We start from the raw sequence: 17,550 nt of genomic DNA, 5'->3' as shown, positions 1-17,550 counted from the left end.
GCGCTCAGCCGCGCAGGCCCGCGAACAGGTCGTCCTCGACGTCGGGGACCGGGACGGAGCTGGCAACGCGGGTGAACATCTCCGTCCCGAACACGCGGGCGCGGATGTCGGGCGGCAGGCTCAGCAGGAACGCGCCGTCGCCCTGGCTGGCGTGCGCCTCCAGGGCCTTGCGCTTGACGTCCGCGTGCGCCGACACGTCCACCCGGGTGGTGATCACGTCGTCGGCGACGCCGAAGTCGTCGGGCGGGCCGTCGCCGAGGTCCAGCCCGAGGTCGGCGGCCAGGGAGAACAGCTCCTGGATCGCCGAGCGCTGCACGGCGGTGTAGTAGAACTTCGCCGGGATCCCCGTCGCGTCGGCCGCGGCCCGGGCCACCCGGTGCGCCTGGATGTGGTCGGGGTGCCCGTAGCCGCCGTTCTCGTCGTAGGTCACGACGACCTGCGGCCGGTACCGTTCCATCAGCTCGGCGACGCGCGCCGCCGCGTCCGCGACCGGGACGTTCGCGAACGCCTCGGTGCGGGCGTTGCCGTCCCAGCCCGCCATGCCCGAGTCGTGGTAGCCGAGCGTCTCCACGTGCGTGATCGCGAGCAGCCGCGCCGACTCGGCCAGCTCCCCGCGCCGCAGCCGCGCCACGTCGGCCGGGTCGTGCCCGGGCTCGCCCGGCTTGACGCCGCCGGGCGCGTCGCCCAGCTCGCCGCCGGTGCAGGTGACGAGGACGGTCCGGATCCCCTCCGCCGCGGCGGCGGCCAGCACGCCGCCGGTCCCGATCACCTCGTCGTCGGGATGGGCGTGCACCGCCATCAGGGTCAGGTCGGACATCGCGGGAGGGCTCCTCGGGCAGGGGACGGCCGGTGCGTCCACTCTACGGCGGACCGGAACCGGCCGGTCCGGACGCACGAAAAACCCTGCCGCACCGGACATTCCTGTCATACGGTCGCGACTATGGGCTCTCCTCTGCTCCTGGTGGACGTCGACGGGGTGCTCAACCCCCGCAAGCGCCCCAGCCGCCGGTTCAGACGGCACAAGTGCGCCCCCGAGGGCATCGCGTTCAAGCTGTGGCTGAACCGCGCGCACGGCCCGCTGCTGCTCGACCTCGCCGAGCGCACCGGGGCCGAGCTGGCCTGGGCGAGCTACTGGTGCGCCACCGCCAACGAGTGGATCGCGCCGCGCGTCGGGCTGCCCGAACTGCCGCACGTCCCGATCCCGAGGTTCCCCGGCACGGTCGAGGGCGGCACGCTCGGCGCCTGGAAGGCCCGGCACGTCGCCGCCTACACCGGCGGCCGCCCGTTCGTGTGGTTCGAGGACGAGCCGGACGCCACCGAGCGCATCGCCGCCGAGGACGGCGTCGGCCCGCACCTGCTCGTCGCCGTCGACCCCGTCCACGGCCTCACCGACGACCACTTCGCCCGCGCCGCCGACTGGCTCGCCGCGCTGGAGCGGTAACCGGGGCGCGACCGGGGCCGCGCGCGTTCTACGCTTGGGGCATGTCTTCCACGTCTTCGATCCGTGTGCGCTTCGCGCCGTCGCCGACCGGCATGTTCCACGTCGGCGGCGCCCGCTCCGCCCTGTTCAACTGGGCGATGGCCCGCCAGACCGGCGGGACGTTCGTGCTGCGCATCGAGGACACCGACGCGTCCCGCAACAGTCCCGAATGGACCGAGGGCATCGTCAGCGCGCTGGCCTGGCTCGGCATGGACGGCGGCGAGTACGAAGGCCCCCACTTCCAGTCCGCCAACGCCGGGAAGCACACCGAGGCCGCCGAGCGGCTGCGCGCCGACGGCCGCGCCTACTACTGCGACTGCACCCGCGACGCGATCGTCGCCCGCACCGGCGACTCCCACAAGGGCTACGACGGGCACTGCCGCGACCGCGGCCTGGAGCCCGGCCCCGGCCGCGCGCTGCGCTTCCGCACCCCCGACGAAGGCCAGACCACCGTCGTGGACCTGCTGCGCGGCAAGCCGGTGTTCGAGAACGCCCTGCTCGAGGACTTCGTCATCGCCCGCGCGGACGGGTCGGTGACGTTCCTGCTCGCCAACGCCGTCGACGACATCTCCCAGGGCATCACCCACGTCGTGCGCGGCGAGGAACACCTGTCCAACGCGCCCAAGCAGCAGCTCCTGTGGGACGCGCTCGGCGCCGAGCCCCCGGTGTGGGCGCACGTCCCGGTGATCGTCAACGAGAAGCGGCAGAAGCTGTCCAAGCGCCGCGACAAGGTCGCGCTGGAGGACTACCGCGCCGAGGGCTACCTCGCCGAGGCGATGCGCAACTACCTGATGCTGCTCGGCTGGGCGCCCGCGGGGGACCGGGAGATCGTCCCCTGGGACGAGATCGTGTCCGAGTTCCGGATCGAGGAGGTTAACAGCTCCCCGGCGTTCTTCGACGTCAAGAAGCTCCGCGCGATCAACGGCGACTACATCCGGATGCTCGCGCCCGACGCGTTCGCCGCCGCCTGCGTCCCGTTCCTGGACGCCGCGCCCTTCGACTACGACCCGGCGGTGTTCGCGCAGCTCGCGCCGCTCGCCCAGACCCGCGTCGCGGTGCTGTCGGAGATCGTCCCGATGGTGGACTTCGCGTTCCTGCCCGCGCCAGCCGAGGACGAGGCGTCCTGGGCCAAGGCGATGAAAGAGCCCGCCGCCGCCGTCCTCGCCGGCGCCGAGGACGCCTACCGGGACGCGCCGTGGAACGCCGAGGAGCTGAAGACCCGGCTGGAGGCCGTCGGCGCCGCGCACGGGCTGAAGCTCGGCAAGACCCAGGCGCCGGTGCGCGTCGCCGTCACCGGCCGGACGGTCGGGCTCCCGCTGTTCGAGTCCCTGGAGATCCTCGGCCGCGAGACCGTCCTCGCCCGCATCGCCGCCGCCCGCGCCCGCCTCAGCGGAACGTGACCGCGCCGGGGTAGTGGCCGGACGCGCACACGAACCGCATCCGGCCGCGCCCCGGCACGCCGAGGTCGACGCGCGTCGTACCGGTCTCGGGCAGCGCGACGTCCCGGTTCCGCGCCGGGATCGTCAGCACCCTGGTGTGGCCGTGCGTGTTCCGCGTCCGGACCTCCAGGACGGTCGGCACCCCGGCCCGCGCGGTGAGCAGCGCGGGCCGGTACCCGTTCGTCAGCGCCCACAGCGTGACGACCTGCACGCCGGACGGGTCCGTCCGCACGAACCGCGCCGCGTCCGCCGCCGCCGTCCCGCCGTCCGGCAGCCACCCGCCGAGCCGGAGCCCCGACAGCAGCGTCCAGCCCGCGACCAGCACGAGCGCCGCCGTGAGCAGCGCCGTCAGCCGCCCGCGCAGCAGCGTCATCACGCGCCCGGCCGCAAGGCCCGCGAGCGCGAACACCGGAACCGTGCCGAGCACGAACCCCGCCATCACCGCCGCCCCGCCCACCGGCGACCGCGACGTGACGGCCAGCAGCTCCGCCGACAACGTCAGCCCGCACGGCACCAGCAGGGTCGCCGCCCCGGCCACGACCGGCCGCCGCCACCGCCGCCCCCCACCACCGGCACCGCCCGGTTCCTCCGCCGTGCCCTCCGCGGCGCCGTCCGCGGCGCCGTCCGCGGCGCCGTCCGCCGTGCCGTCCGCCGTGCCGTCCGCCGTGCCGTCCGCCGTGCCGTCCGCCGTGCCGTCCGTCGTGCCGTCCGGCGTGTCCGGCCCGCGTTCGGCCGCGCCGCCTGGCGCGTGTGGAGCGCATTCGTGGGCGCTGCCCGGCCGGTCCGGCGTGCGTCCGTCCGTGCGCGGACGGACGGGTGCGCACGCAGGCCGCGCCCTAGCCGCGCGATCAAGGTTCAGATCGGCGCCGGGTGCGCACGCGTGCGCGGGCCGCGCGTCCGGGCGGCGGCGCCGGGACGGGCGGCGGACGCCCGCCATGTCGAGGGCGAACAGCAGCAGCACGACGGCCGCGCCGACCAGGAACGCGCCGCGCCAGCGCGGGCCCGGCTGGACGCCGGCGCCCGCCACGCCCAGCAGCGCGCCGAGCGCCGTGTGCGCGGCCAGCTTCGCGCCCAGGAACGCGGTGACCGGCGCCGCGGGCCGCCGGGCGTCCCGTACGGCGCCCGCCAGCAGTCCGAGCTGCACGGCCGCGCAGGACGTCGCCCCGGCGAGCAGCCCGCCGCCGGCGCCTGCGAGGAAAAGTGCGGTGGCGTCCATGTCCCACCTCCGCCGCGAAACAGTCCCCATCGGGACGAATCGCCAAGCGTGGCGCGACGGTGACGTTTCAGCGACCGTCCGGCGCGGGCGTCACTCCCGGGCGCCGCCGAGCGCCGCGTCCAGCTCGTCGAGCCGGCGCCGCAGCTCGGCGATCTCCGTCTCGGCGCCGTCGCCCGTCCGCTTGACGACCGCGTCCACCTGGTCCCGGACGGCCTGAAGCCGCTCGCGCGCGCCGCCGTCGGGCGCCGCCGCCTCGCCGCCCGCCCGCGCCGCCAGCAGCGCCGACTGGTCCCGCAGTTGCGCGGCCTGCTCGCGCAGCCGCGCCGTCTGCTCGCGGAGCTGCTTGTTCTTGGCGTGCAGCTCCACGAACACCGACACCTTCGCGCGCAGCACCCACGGGTCGAACGGCTTGGAGATGAAGTCCACCGCGCCCGCCGCGTACCCCCGGAACGCGTAGTCGGGGTCGCTGTTCACCGCCGTCAGGAAGATGATCGGCAGGTCGCGCGTCTTGCGGCGGCGCTTGATGTCGCGGGCCGTCTCGAACCCGTCCATCCCGGGCATCACGACGTCCAGCAGGATCACCGCGTACTCGCCGGTGAGCAGCGCCTTCAGCGCCTCCTCGCCGGACCGGGCGCGGACCAGCTCCTGGTCGAGCGAGCTGAGGATCGCCTCCAGCGCGATGAGGTTCTCCTCCCGGTCGTCCACGAGAAGGATCTTCGCCCTGTCGTCCACGCCCCGCCCCCTCCCGCTCGGTCCGGCTCCCGTCTATCGAACCACGGACGGTTGCAGCCAGTTGCGCATCACGTCCAGCAGGTGATCGACGTCCACCGGCTTCGGCACATAGTCCGACGCCCCCGACTCAAGGCTCCGCTCCCGGTCGCCCTTCATCACCTTCGCCGTGATCACGATGATCGGCAGGTCGGCGAACTGCGGCATGTCGCGGATCGCCGCCGTCGTCGCGTACCCGTCGAGGCCGGGCATCATCACGTCCATCAGGACCAGCGAGATGTCCGGGTGGCGGTGCAGGACGTTGATGCCCGCCTGCCCGTCCTCGGCGTACAGCACGTCCATGCCGTACCCCTCCAGCACGCTGGTCAGGGCGAACACGTTGCGGACGTCGTCGTCCACGATCAGCACCTTGCGGCCCGACAGGACCGTGTCGAGGTAGTCGGCGGGCGGCTCGGCGAACGTCCCGGTCAGTGCGGGCTCGCCCGCGTCCTCCTCGCCGCCGGGCGCCTCGGCCACCGGCTCGGCGCCGCCGGAGGACGGCTCGGCCGGCGCGGCGATCTGCTCCTCGGCGGGGGGCAGCGTGCGCCGCCGCCCGTCCGGCTCGGTGTACTGAGCCGGGAGGTACAGCGTGAACACGCTGCCGCGCCCCGGCTCGCTCTCGGCGTGGATCTCGCCGCCGAGCAGCCGCGCGATGTTCCGGCTGATCGAGAGGCCGAGGCCGGTGCCGCCGTAGCGGCGGCTGGTCGTCCCGTCCGCCTGCTGGAACGCCTCGAAGATCACCTGGAGCTTGTCGGCGCTGACGCCGATGCCGGTGTCGATCACGCGGAACGCCAGGACGTCCGGGGTCGTCCACAGGGTCGGCAGCGTGAACTCGATGTCCCCGGCGCGCTCGATCCGCAGCCGCACCTCGCCCTCGGCGGTGAACTTCACCGCGTTGGACAGCAGGTTGCGCAGCACCTGCTGGAGCCGCTGCTCGTCGGTCAGCAGGACGGCCGGGACGTCCGGCGCGACCTCCACCCCGAACCGCAGCCCCTTGTCGGTCGACAGCGGACGGAACGTCGCCTCCACGTAGTCCACCAGCGCCGCCACCGAGAGCCGCTGCGGATGCAGCTCCATCTTGCCCGCCTCGACCTTCGCCAGGTCGAGGATGTCGTTGATCAGCTCCAGCAGGTCGGTGCCCGAACCGTAGATCGTCCGCGCGAACTCGACCTGCTTGTCGGTGAGGTTCCCGCCGGGGTTCTCCGACAGCAGCTTGGCCAGCACCAGCAGGCTGTTCAGCGGCGTCCGCAGCTCGTGCGACATGTTCGCCAGGAACTCCGACTTGTACCGCGACGACACCGCGAGCTGCTGCGCGCGCTCCTCCAGCGTCCGCCGTGCCTGCTCGATCTGGAAGTTCTGGATCTCGATCGCGCGGTTCTGCTGGGCCAGCAGCGCCGCCTTCTCCTCCAGCTCGGTGTTGGAGTGCCGCAGCTCGCCCTGCTGGCGCTGCAACTCGTCGGAGCGTTCCTGCAGCTCCTGGGCGAGCCGCTGGGACTCGCCGAGCAGCGCCTCGGTGCGGGTGTTGGCGCTGATCGCGTTGAGCGTCACGCCGATCGTCTCGATGAGCTGGCTGAAGAACGCCAGGTGGACGTCGGTGAACCGGCTGAACGCCGCCAGCTCGATCGCGCCGAGCACCGTGTCCTCGAAGACGATCGGCAGGACGATGATGTTCACCGGCACGGACTCGCCGAGGCCCGACCGGATCTTGACATGGTCGGCGGGGGCGTCGGAGATGAGGATCGTCCGGCGCTCCTGCGCGGCCTGCCCGACCAGGCCCTCGCCGAGCCCGAACGACACCGACCCGGCCAGGCCGCGCTTCACCCCGTACCCGGCGAGCAGCACCAGCTCGGTCTCGTCGCCGTCCTCCTCGGCCAGGTAGAACGCGCCGTACTGCGCGCTCGCCGTCGGCGTCAGCTCCCGCATGATCAGCTCGGCGACCTGCATCATGTCCCGGTGGCCCTGCATGAGGCCGCCGATCCGCGCCAGGTTCGTCTTCAGCCAGTCCTGCTCCTCGTTGGCGCGCGTGCTCTCCCGCAGCGTCGCGACCATGAGGTTGACGTTGTCCTTCAGCTCCGCGACCTCGCCGCGCGCCGCGACGGTGATCGTCCGGGTCAGGTCGCCGGTCGCGACCGCGCTCGCGACCTCGCCGATCGCGCGGACCTGCGTGGTCAGGTTGGACGCCAGCTCGTTCACGCTCTCGGTGAGGCGCTTCCACGTCCCCGAGACGCCCTCGACCTCGGCCTGGCCGCCGAGCCGTCCCTCGCTGCCGACCTCCTTGGCCACGCGGGTGACCTCGGACGCGAACGACGACAGCGTGTCCACCATCGTGTTCAGCGTCGTCTTCAGCTCCAGGATCTCGCCCTGCGCGTCCACGTCGATGCGGCGGGTCAGGTCGCCGTGGGCGACCGCCGTCGCGACCTGGGCGATGTTGCGGACCTGGTAGGTCAGGTTGGACGCCATCCGGTTGACGTTCTCGGTGAGGTCCCGCCACATGCCGCCCGCGCCGGGCACGATCGCCTGGCCGCCGAGGCGTCCCTCGGTGCCGACCTCGCGGGCGACGCGGCTGACCTCGTCGGCGAAGGCGGACAGGGTGTCGACCATCGTGTTGATGGTGTCCTTGAGCTGGAGGATCTCGCCCTGTGCGTCCACCGAGATCTTCTTGCCGAGGTCGCCCTGCGCGACGGCCGTCGTGACCTGCGCGATCCCGCGGACCTGCGTGGTCAGGTTGTTGGCCATCGAGTTGACGTTGTCGGTGAGGTCCTTCCAGACGCCGCTTACGCCCGGGACCCGCGCCTGGCCGCCGAGCCGTCCTTCGGTGCCGACCTCGCGGGCCACACGGGTTACTTCGTCGGCGAAGGCGGACAGGGTGTCGACCATCGTGTTGATGGTGTCCTTGAGCTGGAGGATCTCGCCCTGGGCGTCGACGGTGATCTTCTTGCCGAGGTCGCCCTCGGCCACGGCCGTGGTGACCTGCGCGATGTTGCGGACCTGGTACGTCAGGTTGGACGCCATGCCGTTGACGTTGTTCGTCAGGTCCTTCCAGACGCCGCTGACGCCCGGGACCCGCGCCTGCCCGCCGAGCCGTCCCTCGGTGCCGACCTCGCGGGCGACACGGGTGACCTCGTCGGCGAAGGCGGACAGCGTGTCCACCATCTGGTTGATCGTGTTCTTGAGCTGGAGGATCTCGCCCTGGGCGTCGACAGTGATCTTCTTGCCGAGGTCGCCCTCCGCTACGGCCGTGGTGACCTGGGCGATGTTGCGGACCTGGTACGTCAGGTTGTTCGCCATCGCGTTGACGTTGTCGGTGAGGTCCTTCCAGACCCCGCTGACGCCCCGCACGTTGGCCTGCCCGCCGAGCTGCCCCTCGGTGCCGACCTCGCGGGCGACACGGGTGACCTCGTCGGCGAACCCGGAGAGCTGGTCCACCATCGTGTTCACGGTGAGCTTCAGCTCCTGCAGCTCACCGGTCGCCTCCACGGTGACCTTGCGGGTCAGGTCCCCGGACGCCACCGCCGTGGTCACCTCGGCGATGTCGCGGACCTGCGCCGTCAGCCGGCTCGCCATGACGTTCACCGCGGCCGTCGCGTCCCGCCAGCGGCCCGTCATGCCCTTCGCCGACGCCTTCCCGCCGAGGCGCCCCTCGGTGCCGACCTCGCGGGAGAACTGCGTGACCTCCCAGGTGAACTGGTCCAGCAGCTCCACCATCGAGTTCACCGACCGCGCCATCCGCAGCAGCTCGCCGCGCATCGGCCGCCCGTTCACCCGCAGGTCCACCCGCTGCGTCAGGTCGCCCTTGGCGACGGCCTCGACCACGCGGTGCATCCCGGTCGCCAGCTCCGTCAGCTTCCCGACGATCGCGTTGGTGTCCTCGGCGGCCGACGCCCACTGCCCGCGCATCTGCGCGGTGCGGACGCGGCCGAGCAGCCGCCCGTCGCGGCCGATCTCCTGGCGCACCCGGCCCAGCTCGGCGGACAGATGGTGGCCGTTCTCGCGGATCTCGTCGAGGATCGCGGCGGCCTGCGCCACCGCTCCCTCGCCGGGCACGTCGACGTCGGCGCGCAGCCGGCCGTCGCGCACCGCCGCGAGGGCGCGCAGCAGCGGTTGCAGGTCGGCGTCGCTGTACCGCGGCGTCGTGTCCTTCGGCGACGCGCCCGCGGCACGGACGCCCTGACCGGTACGGGACGCGGTTCGGGGCATGCTCTCCATCCTCCTCACCCGCGATGCGGGAGGCCCGGAAAGGACGGGCGCCTCGTCCGGGCCGCATCTTTCACTCTACGTCGCGGCGGCGGTGGAACCCGACCGTACGGTGCCCGGACGCCCTAAGGCACCGAACTTCGTAATGCTTGTGTTACGGTCTGTACGTATTGTGGCGGCAAGATCGCGCCGCGCTGCCACCGCGCCTCGCGCCATCCGCTGGCCGGGCGGTCGGCCCGTCTGCCACGATAGCCAGGACCGCGGGAATCGTCGCATGTGAGGAAACGACTGGTGGATGGGCAGACGGTTTCGGCCACCTTCCCGTCCGCCGCCGAGTCCGTCGCCGACGCCCGGCGGTTCGTCCGCACCGTCCTCACCGACTGGGGCATGCCCGCCGCCGTGGACGACGCCGTCCTCGCCACCAGCGAACTCGCCACCAACGCCGTGACCTACGCGGGCACGTCCTTCGAGGTCTGCTGCGCCCGCCAGGGCGACGAGGTCCGGATCGAGGTCCGCGACCTGCACCCCACCCGCGCCCCCGAGATGCCCGGCATCAACGCCACCAGCGGACGCGGGCTGCCGTCCATCGCGCGGCTCGCCACCGCGTGGGGCGTCACCTACGACCGCCGCACCAAGGGCATCTGGTTCCGCATCCCGGCGGGCGGCGGCCAGGACCTGCCCGTCCCGCGCCTCAAGGACGCCGGACGGTCCCGCCGCCGCGCCGCCCCCAAGCCCGCCGAGACCGACCCGGCCGCGCCCGCGACGGCGCTCACCATCGCCGGGGACCGGCTGCTGCGCTCGCCCGCCGCCCGCGAGGCCCTGGAGGACGCCGCCGCGTCCGCCCGCGAGGCGCTCAAGGCCGACGCCGCCGCCGTCCTGCTCACCGAACGCGACGGCACGCTCGTCGTCGGCGCCGCGACCGGCCTCCCGCTGGACGCGCCCGCCGGAGCCCCGTCCGTCGTCGACCTCGGACCCGAGGCCCGCGCCGGCCGCGCCTGGATCACCGCCGACGCCGCCGACCCGCTCGCCGCCGCCCTGCACGCCCGGTCCCTGGCCGCCGCGCCGCTGGACGCCGAAGGGCGCCTCACCGGCTTCCTCGTCGCGACCGCCGCCGTCCCCGACCGCTTCTCCGACGCCGACGGCGTCCGGCTCGGCCGCCTCGCGGGCGAGCTGTCGCTCGCGCTGGAGAAGGCCAGGATCGGCGAGCTGGAACGGTCCTGGCGGGGCTGGCTCAGCTTCGTCGCCGAGGCCAGCGACCTCCTCGCCGGAACCCTCGACCAGGAGCGCACGATGGCGCTCGTGGCGCAGCTCGTCGTGCCGCGCCTCGCCACCTGGTGCGCCATCTACAGCGCCGGCGACGGCGATCCCGGCCGCCTCGCCTACGTGTGGCACGCCGACGAGAACCGCGCCGACGCCCTGCGCGACCTGCTCACCCGCGCCGGAACGGTCCCCGAACCCGAGGCGCCGGGCCCGTGGAACGCGCTCGCCGACGCTCCCGACGCCGTCCGCGCCGCCGCCCGCGAGACCGCCGACGACGTCGCCCACGCGTTCCCGCTCATCGCGCGCGGCCGGCGCATCGGCTCGCTCGTCATCGGCCGTCCGCCCGGCGACCGGTTCCCGCGCAGCGCCATCGAACTCGCCGAGGAACTGAGCCGCCGCGCCGCCCTCGCCGTCGACAACGCCCGCCTCTACTCCGAGCAGACCACGATGAGCAGCGCCCTGCAGCGCAGCCTGCTCCCGCCCGGCATCCCCGACATCCCGGGCCTGGAGGTCGCCGTCGTGTACGAGCCGGCGGGGGAGGGGCACGAGGTGGGCGGCGACTTCTACGACGTGTTCCCGTCCGGCGACCAGCCCGCCGTCCCGGCCCGCTGGCGGTTCGCGATCGGCGACGTCTGCGGCACCGGGCCCGAGGCCGCCGCCGTCACCGGCCTCGCCCGGCACGCGCTGCGCATCCTCGCCGCCGAGGACATGACCGTCCCCGACGTCCTGACGCGCCTCAACCGCCTCATCCTCGGCGAGGGCGAACGCGCCCGGCTGCTCACCCTCCTGCACGGCGAGATCACGCCCCGGCCGCGCCGCGACGGCGTCAGCATCACCCTGACCAGCGCCGGCCACCCGCCGCCGCTCGTCCTCGACCCCGACGGCAACGTCCACGAGGCCGCCGGGCCGCAACCGCTCCTCGGCGTCTTCGACGGCGTCGACTTCCACACCGACGCCGTAGAGTTGCGCAGCGGGCAGGTCCTGCTCTGCGTCACCGACGGCGTCACCGAGCGCCGTTCCGGCGCCCGGCTCCTCGGCGACGGGCAGGGCCTGGAACGGCTCCTGGCCGGCTGCACGGGACTCAGCGCGGGCGCCGTCGCCGCACGGATCCAGCGGGCCGTCCGCGACTTCGGCCCGGAGCCGTCCAACGACGACGTTGCCCTCATCGTTCTCCGGGCGTCATGATGAAGCCCGACAATCGGTAAGGTGTGGTGGCGTGGGGCTGGCCTTGCAGACGACGCGGCAGGACGGCCGTGCGACCATCGCGGCGCGCGGTTCTATCGACCTGCACTCCTCCGACGAGCTGCGCTCGCGGCTGACCGAACTGGTCGACGCGGGCGAACGCGACGTCGTGGTGGATCTGACCGCGGTCGACTTCTGCGACTCCTCGGGACTGAACGTGCTCGTCCGCGCGTACAAGCACGCGCGGGCACAGAACGCCACCCTCACCGTCACCGGCGCCTACGGCCGCGTTGAGAACGTCCTGCGCACCACGGGCCTCGACCGCTTTCTCATCGCCGAGGCCGGGGACGGCGCGGCACCATGAACGTGACGGCGAGCGAGGCTGAGTGACCGACCCGATGACCGAGACGACCCTGCGCGCCGCGCCCCAGACCGAGGCGGTCGAGTACGCCCGGCGCCTCGCGACCCGCACCATGCGCACCTGGGCGCTCATGGACCGCGAGGAACTGGTGACCGCGATCGTCGCCGAACTCGTCGCCAACGCCGTCCGGCACGCCGGGACGGCCCTCGAACTGCGGCTGCTGCGCGGCACCGGCCGCGTCCGCGTCGAAGTCCGCGACCGCGCCGCGCAGATGCCGCGCATGACCGTCCCCGGACCGCTGGACGAGTCCCACCGCGGCCTTTTCATCGTCGACCGCTTCGCCAGCACGTGGGGCGCCGAGGCCGTCACCGGCGGCAAGGTCGTCTGGGCCGAAGTGACGCTGTGATCCGGCCCGGGTCGCCCCGGGCCGGACGCGTCAGCTCTTGCGGTACAGCTCGGCGACCATGAACGCCAGGTCGAGGGACTGGCCGCGGTTCAGACGCGGGTCGCAGGCCGTCTCGTAGCGCTGGTGCAGGTCGCCCTCCACGATCGGGTGGCCGCCGCCCACGCACTCGGTGACGTCGTCGCCGGTGAACTCGATGTGGATGCCGCCCGGATGCGTCCCGAGCGCCCGGTGGACCTCGAAGAAGCCCGCCACCTCGTCCAGCACGTCGTCCACCCGGCGGGTCTTGTGCCCGCTCGGCGCCTCGAACGTGTTCCCGTGCATCGGGTCGCAGATCCACGCCACCGGCGCGCCGCTCTGCCGCACCTTCTCGATCAGCGGCGGCAGCGCGTCCCGGACCCGGCCCGCGCCCATCCGCGTCACGAACGTCAGCCGGCCCGGCTCGCCGGCCGGGTTCAGCTTCTCGATCAGCGCGAGCGCGTCGTCCGGCGACGTCGTCGGGCCGAGCTTCACGCCGATCGGGTTGCGGATGCGGCTCAGGAAGTCCACGTGCGCGCCGTCGAGCTGCCGCGTCCGCTCACCGATCCACAGGAAGTGCGCGGACACGTCGTAGGGGAGCCCGCTCAGGCTGTCCACCCGCGTCAGCGCCCGCTCGTACTCCAGCAGCAGCGCCTCATGGCTGGAGTAGAACTCCACGCCGTGGAACTCGTCGGGGTTCGCGCCGCACGCCTTCATGAACGTCAGCGCCCGGTCGATCTCCCCGGCCAGCCGCTCGTACCGGCGCCCCGCCGGGCTCTGCGCCACGAAGTCCTGGTTCCAGCGGTGGACCTGGCGCAGGTCCGCGTAGCCGCCCTTGGTGAACGCCCGGCACAGGTTCAGCGTCACCGCCGACGCGTGGTAGGCCCGCAGCAGCCGCCGCGGATCGTTGCGCCGCGCCTCGGGCGTGAACTCCAGCCCGTTGACCATGTCGCCCCGGTAGGCGGGCAGCTCCACGCCGTCGCGCGCCTCGCCGGGCTTGGACCGCGGCTTGGCGAACTGCCCCGCCATGCGGCCGATCTTCACGACGGGGACGCTCGCCGCGTACGTGAGCACCACCGCCATCTGCAGCAGCGTCTTCAGCTTGTTGCGCACCGCGTCCGCGTTGGACCCGGCGAACGTCTCCGCGCAGTCCCCGCCCTGGAGCACGAACGCCTCGCCCCGCGCCACGTCCGCCAGACGTTCGCGGAGCTGGTCGCACTCACCCGCGAAGACCAGCGGCGGAAGCTGCGCCAGTTCCTCCACCACGGCCCGCACCTCGGCGGGGTCGTCCCACTGCGGCTGCTGGAGGGCGGGCAGGCCGCGCCAGACGTCGAGCTCGTTGGTTGTGCTCACGGATGTCAAGGCTAAGGCACCCGCACCAGTGCCGGAAGCGCGGAGCGGCCCGGACGTTCCCGGCTCGTCCGGGCCGCTCCCCGCACCGCTCAGGCCGCGCGCCCCGGCACGGCCACCGCCAGCTCCGCCGGGGGCTCGCCGCCGACCTGCACCGGCACCGGGCGGCGGCCCGACAGGTCCCCGTCCACCGCGAGCTGCCGCAGCCGCCGCAGCGACCGGTCGGTGATCTGCCGCACCCGGTTGTGGCTCAGCCCGTACCGCGCGCCGATCTGCGCGTACGACAGCGGCTGCCCGCTCTCCATCCCGAACCTCGCCCGCACGATCGCCGCCTCCCGCTCGGGAAGCCGCTCCAGCAGGCGCACCAGGCCCTCGATGTCGTCCAGCGCGAGCACCTCCGCCTCGGGCGTCACCGCCTCCGGGTCCTCCAGCAGATCGCCCATCGGCGTCTCGCCGGCGTCGTCGACGGTCGCGTCCAGGCTCGCCGGGTCCCGCCGCCAGCGCAGCAACTCGTCCACGTGCTCGGGCGCGGCGCCCACCGCGTCCGCCAGCTCGTCCCGGTTCGGCTCCCGGCCCAGCTCACGGCCGAGCTGGCGCTCCGCCCTGCGCAGCCGCGACAGCTCCTCCTCCACGTGGACGGGCAGCCGGATCGTCCGCGCGGTGTGGCTGAGCCCGCGCCCGATCGCCTGCCGGATCCACCACGTGGCGTAGGTCGAGAACTTGAACCCCCGCCGGTAGTCGAACTTCTCCACCGCGCGCATCAGCCCGAGGTTGCCCTCCTGGATGAGGTCGATGAGCGGGAGCGCGTCGGTCGGGTACTTGCGGGCGATCGAGACCACGAGACGAAGGTTGGCCTCGACGAAGCGCTGCTTGGCGCGCAGCCCGGCCGCCACCAGCTCCTCCAGCTCGGCGGAACGGACGCCGTCCGGCACCCTGCCCTCGTCGAGCAACTGTTCCGCGTACAGGCCCCCCTCGATCGCCTTCGCCAGATCGACCTCCTCCTCCGCGTCCAGCAGGGGGGTACGGCCGATCCGGTCGAGGTACGCCCCGACCAGGTCCTTGTCGGGGGCATCGACCCTGTCCGCCTTGGTTCGGGTTGCAGCCATCCTGACCCTTCTCTGGTTCGATCTCCCTAAGAGAGGAACGTGATTTACCGCTCTGAGATTCCCAGTTCCGGAATACTGCGGAGTAAGGCAAGGCCCTACCCTGATCTGATACCCCGGAAGAGGAGAGACCACATGGCGACCGTCACACTCACCGCCGGGAACTTCGACGCCACCGCCCAAGGGGGCGGCATCGTCCTCATCGACTTCTGGGCGGCCTGGTGCGGGCCGTGCCGACGGTTCGCGCCCGTCTTCGAGAAGGCGGCCGAGACCCACTCCGACATCACGTTCGGCAAGGTCGACACCGAGGCCGAGCCCGACCTGTCACAACGTTTCGGGATCACGTCCATTCCCACGCTGATGGCCGTCCGCGACGGCGTCATCGTGTACGCCGAGCCCGGCGCCGTCCCGGCCGCGTCCCTGGAGAAGATCATCGAGGCGGTGCGGGACCTCGACATGGACGAGGTCCGCAGCCGCATGGCGTGACGGGCCGATGCTCGCCGACGTCCTCGACGCGCTCCGCTGCCCGCTCTGCGCGGAGGCCCTCACCCTCGGTGGCCGCTCCCTGACCTGCCCCGGCGGCCACTCCTTCGACGTCGCGCGGCAGGGGTACGCCAACCTGCTGCCGGGCGGAGCGCGCCCCGGCACCGCCGACACGCCCGAAATGGTCCGGGCACGGGACGCGTTCCTCGGCGCCGGGCACTTCGCGCCGCTCGCCGCCGCCCTCGCCGGACGGCTGAGCGGAGCCGGTCGGATCCTCGACGCGGGCGCCGGAACGGGCCACTACCTCGCGGCCGCGCTGGCACCCGGATCCACCGGCATAGCGCTCGACCTCTCCAAGCACGCCGCCCGCCGCGCCGCGCGCGCCCATCCCCGGATCGGCGCGGTCGTCGCCGACCTCTGGCAGGACCTTCCGCTCCGCGCCGCATCGGTGGACGCGATCCTCAACGTCTTCGCGCCCCGGAACGCCGTCGAGTACCGCCGGGTCCTGCGTCCCGACGGCGCCCTGCACACCGTGACACCGTCGTCCCGGCACCTCGGGCCCCTCATCGCCGAACTCGGGCTCCTGACGGTCGACGACCGCAAGAACGAGCGGACCGACGACACTCTCGCGGGCTCCTTCACGCTCGCGTCCCGCGACACCCTCGACCTGACCGCCGACCTCGGGCACGCCGAGATCGCCACGCTGGTCGGCATGGGGCCGAGCGCGCACCACGTCCCGGCGGACGACCTCGCCGAGCGGATCGGGAAGCTACCCGACCCGTTCCCGGTGCCGCTGTCGTTCGTCCTGTCCGTCTACCGGTAGCGCGGCGCGCGACAGCTCCAGGACGACCTGCGGTACGTCGCCCGGCACGCCCAGAGCGGGGACGTCCACGATCTCGTAAAGGAACGAGACGGCGACGGACCGGATCGTCGCGGCGAGCAGGACCGCCTGCAACGCCCGTCCGGCGCGCATCCACGCCTGCGGGGTGTCGCCTCCCGTGGTCAGGACGGCCCGGCACGTTCCAGCGCCCGGCAGGACGTGCATCGTCGCCCCTTCGAGCCGCGCCGTGTCGGCGAGCTCCTGGACGGCCCGGACGTCCGGCGCGCTCCTGCCGCCCGCGACCGCCCTCGGCGGGGTGGCGCGCAACGTGGCCGCATAGAGCAGCCGCTCCTCACGCGTGACGCGCCGCCGTCGCGTAAGGCGCACGGAGGCGAGGATCCTCGGGTCCCCGGCGTCCGGCAGCAGCCGGATCACCGCCTCACGGCCGAGCTGGGCAGCCGCCAGCCGCAGGTTGACGAGGACGGCGCCACAGCTCAGATGCAGGCTCCGGCCGGACGGGTCGTCCATCGGACGGAACCGCGTCGGATCGGCGTGCACCTCGATGCGTCCGCCGGCCACCGCGAGACGCCACGCGTGGACGTCATGAATCGTCGGGGCGATCGTCCCCGCGACGACCAGACGTTCCGTCGAGTTGCGGACGACGGGTGCGCTCACGGGCGCTCCTCTCTGACCCCGGCTGGCGCGCCGAAGCACTCCGGCTGGCCGGCATCGCACGTGGACGGCTCGGTCCGGTGTCCTTCGCGCGGCACGATGTGTGCGAACCGTACCGCATTGTGACCTGTCGCACATAGCGGGTGATCTGCGGGAATAGACGCCGTCCGGGCGTCGTTACGGATCAATGTCCGGGTAGCGGACCGTGTTCGCCGTCCCGGGATTGCGACGGATGTGCGAAGCACTGTTCCGGCGGTGTTAAAGTTATGGACACAGCCCAGCGCGGGATGCGGGACGCCTTCGAGGCGGACGGCCCGGTGGGACTCCTCTGATCGACCGTGGTGGCGGTTTCGGCCGTCTGGTTTGGTGTGGGGTGGGCTGGTCTCTTGTTCAGGTTCGGTCCGGTGGGTCGGGTTTGACAGGGGGGAAGTTCCCGGTAAGTTAGAAGGGTTGCCCCGGAGCGAGCATCACGGAAGTGGTGGGAGCGCGGTGGGTGTCCGTTTCTTGAGAACTCAACAGCGTGTTAAAAGCCAGTGCCTTTATAACGGCCCGATTTGGTTCGGGTCGTCCCCGAGGCCACTGCGTTCGCGTGGTGGTCTGGGATTTCTTTGAGGCAAGCCGGTTTTTGGACCGGCATGCTGGGATTTCGATCCCTTCATGAGGTTTGGCATGTTCGGGGTTCGCCCCCTGGGTGTGTCGTTGGACCTTGATGGAGAGTTTGATCCTGGCTCAGGACGAACGCTGGCGGCGTGCTTAACACATGCAAGTCGAGCGGAAAGGCCCTTCGGGGTACTCGAGCGG

General features: G+C 72.8%; 14 protein-coding genes and 1 rRNA gene. 8 read left to right on the top strand and 7 right to left on the bottom strand.

Annotated features, from left to right (window positions below; translation table 11 throughout):
- Positions 1–4: 4 nt before the first annotated feature.
- On the bottom strand, positions 5–817 hold the full coding sequence (locus BTM25_RS11515) for a PIG-L family deacetylase (RefSeq protein WP_103562917.1): 813 nt from the start codon (positions 815–817) through the stop codon (positions 5–7).
- 123 nt (positions 818–940) lie between these two features.
- Between BTM25_RS11515 and BTM25_RS11510 the strand changes: the two genes are divergently transcribed.
- Both BTM25_RS11510 and gltX read left to right on the top strand, forming a co-directional pair.
- Positions 941–1,441: an HAD domain-containing protein gene (locus BTM25_RS11510; RefSeq protein ID WP_103562916.1), complete on the top strand. Its 501-nt coding sequence runs from the start codon at positions 941–943 to the stop codon at positions 1,439–1,441.
- Positions 1,442–1,482: 41 nt separating this feature from the next.
- Positions 1,483–2,880 (top strand): glutamate--tRNA ligase, encoded by a 1,398-nt coding sequence (gene gltX, locus BTM25_RS11505; protein ID WP_103562915.1) that lies wholly within the window; start codon positions 1,483–1,485, stop codon positions 2,878–2,880.
- On the opposite strand, the gene BTM25_RS29620 is transcribed toward gltX, so the two are convergent.
- The 3 genes from BTM25_RS29620 to BTM25_RS11490 form a co-directional block, all read right to left on the bottom strand.
- Positions 2,867–4,135, bottom strand: a complete 1,269-nt coding sequence (locus tag BTM25_RS29620; RefSeq protein WP_103562914.1) for an urease accessory protein UreH domain-containing protein — start codon at positions 4,133–4,135, stop codon at positions 2,867–2,869. The two genes, gltX and BTM25_RS29620, sit on opposite strands and share 14 nt — an antisense overlap.
- Positions 4,136–4,225: 90 nt before the next feature.
- Complete coding sequence (locus BTM25_RS11495) at positions 4,226–4,867, bottom strand: response regulator (RefSeq protein ID WP_103562913.1); 642 nt, start codon at positions 4,865–4,867, stop codon at positions 4,226–4,228.
- A 33-nt stretch (positions 4,868–4,900) separates the two neighbouring features.
- Positions 4,901–9,100, bottom strand: a complete 4,200-nt coding sequence (locus BTM25_RS11490; protein WP_235828371.1) for a HAMP domain-containing protein — start codon at positions 9,098–9,100, stop codon at positions 4,901–4,903.
- A gap of 288 nt (positions 9,101–9,388) precedes the next feature.
- Here BTM25_RS11490 and BTM25_RS11485 point away from each other — a divergent pair, with 288 nt between their 5' ends.
- The 3 genes from BTM25_RS11485 to BTM25_RS11475 are packed head-to-tail and all read left to right on the top strand — an operon-like array spanning position 9,389 to position 12,306.
- The gene (locus BTM25_RS11485; protein ID WP_103562911.1) at positions 9,389–11,542 is read left to right on the top strand and encodes a SpoIIE family protein phosphatase; all 2,154 of its coding nucleotides are present in this window, start codon (positions 9,389–9,391) and stop codon (positions 11,540–11,542) included.
- A gap of 31 nt (positions 11,543–11,573) precedes the next feature.
- Positions 11,574–11,903: an STAS domain-containing protein gene (locus tag BTM25_RS11480; RefSeq protein WP_103562910.1), complete on the top strand. Its 330-nt coding sequence runs from the start codon at positions 11,574–11,576 to the stop codon at positions 11,901–11,903.
- Between the two features lie 34 nt (positions 11,904–11,937).
- Positions 11,938–12,306, top strand: a complete 369-nt coding sequence (locus tag BTM25_RS11475; RefSeq protein ID WP_235828370.1) for an ATP-binding protein — start codon at positions 11,938–11,940, stop codon at positions 12,304–12,306.
- Positions 12,307–12,336: 30 nt separating this feature from the next.
- Here BTM25_RS11475 and BTM25_RS11470 read toward each other — a convergent pair whose 3' ends face one another.
- Positions 12,337–13,674: a class II 3-deoxy-7-phosphoheptulonate synthase gene (locus tag BTM25_RS11470; RefSeq protein WP_407923380.1), complete on the bottom strand. Its 1,338-nt coding sequence runs from the start codon at positions 13,672–13,674 to the stop codon at positions 12,337–12,339.
- Positions 13,675–13,763: 89 nt separating this feature from the next.
- Positions 13,764–14,777 carry a sigma-70 family RNA polymerase sigma factor gene (locus BTM25_RS11465; protein WP_103562907.1) on the bottom strand — a complete coding sequence of 338 codons (1,014 nt, stop codon included), beginning with the start codon at positions 14,775–14,777 and terminating at the stop codon, positions 13,764–13,766.
- Positions 14,778–14,909: 132 nt separating this feature from the next.
- Between BTM25_RS11465 and trxA the strand changes: the two genes are divergently transcribed.
- Together trxA and BTM25_RS11455 are read left to right on the top strand one after the other, a co-directional pair.
- Positions 14,910–15,260, top strand: coding sequence for a thioredoxin (trxA, locus tag BTM25_RS11460; RefSeq protein WP_103562906.1), 351 nt, complete (start codon positions 14,910–14,912; stop codon positions 15,258–15,260).
- A 7-nt stretch (positions 15,261–15,267) separates the two neighbouring features.
- Complete coding sequence (locus tag BTM25_RS11455) at positions 15,268–16,080, top strand: putative RNA methyltransferase (RefSeq protein ID WP_103562905.1); 813 nt, start codon at positions 15,268–15,270, stop codon at positions 16,078–16,080.
- Here BTM25_RS11455 and BTM25_RS11450 read toward each other — a convergent pair.
- Positions 16,027–16,752: a hypothetical protein gene (locus BTM25_RS11450; protein ID WP_103562904.1), complete on the bottom strand. Its 726-nt coding sequence runs from the start codon at positions 16,750–16,752 to the stop codon at positions 16,027–16,029. The two genes, BTM25_RS11455 and BTM25_RS11450, sit on opposite strands and share 54 nt — an antisense overlap.
- 703 nt (positions 16,753–17,455) lie before the next feature.
- Here BTM25_RS11450 and BTM25_RS11445 point away from each other — a divergent pair.
- Positions 17,456–17,550 (top strand): 16S ribosomal RNA (locus tag BTM25_RS11445); the annotation flags it as partial.

Origin of the sequence: Actinomadura rubteroloni (assembly GCF_002911665.1) — a bacterium.
In the GTDB taxonomy this organism is placed as follows: Bacteria; Actinomycetota; Actinomycetes; order Streptosporangiales; family Streptosporangiaceae; genus Spirillospora; species Spirillospora rubteroloni.
This window is presented reverse-complemented; position numbering and strand designations above follow the sequence as displayed.

Excerpts from the sequence above, each read along its gene's own strand:
- BTM25_RS11515 (WP_103562917.1), bottom strand. The coding sequence starts at position 817 with ATGTCCGACCTGACCCTGATGGCGGTGCACGCCCATCCCGACGACGAG.
- BTM25_RS11510 (WP_103562916.1), top strand. The coding sequence starts at position 941 with ATGGGCTCTCCTCTGCTCCTGGTGGACGTCGACGGGGTGCTCAACCCC.
- gltX (WP_103562915.1), top strand. The coding sequence starts at position 1,483 with ATGTCTTCCACGTCTTCGATCCGTGTGCGCTTCGCGCCGTCGCCGACC.
- BTM25_RS29620 (WP_103562914.1), bottom strand. The coding sequence starts at position 4,135 with ATGGACGCCACCGCACTTTTCCTCGCAGGCGCCGGCGGCGGGCTGCTC.
- BTM25_RS11490 (WP_235828371.1), bottom strand. The coding sequence starts at position 9,100 with ATGCCCCGAACCGCGTCCCGTACCGGTCAGGGCGTCCGTGCCGCGGGC.
- BTM25_RS11475 (WP_235828370.1), top strand. The coding sequence starts at position 11,938 with ATGACCGAGACGACCCTGCGCGCCGCGCCCCAGACCGAGGCGGTCGAG.
- BTM25_RS11465 (WP_103562907.1), bottom strand. The coding sequence starts at position 14,777 with ATGGCTGCAACCCGAACCAAGGCGGACAGGGTCGATGCCCCCGACAAG.
- trxA (WP_103562906.1), top strand. The coding sequence starts at position 14,910 with ATGGCGACCGTCACACTCACCGCCGGGAACTTCGACGCCACCGCCCAA.
- BTM25_RS11455 (WP_103562905.1), top strand. The coding sequence starts at position 15,268 with ATGCTCGCCGACGTCCTCGACGCGCTCCGCTGCCCGCTCTGCGCGGAG.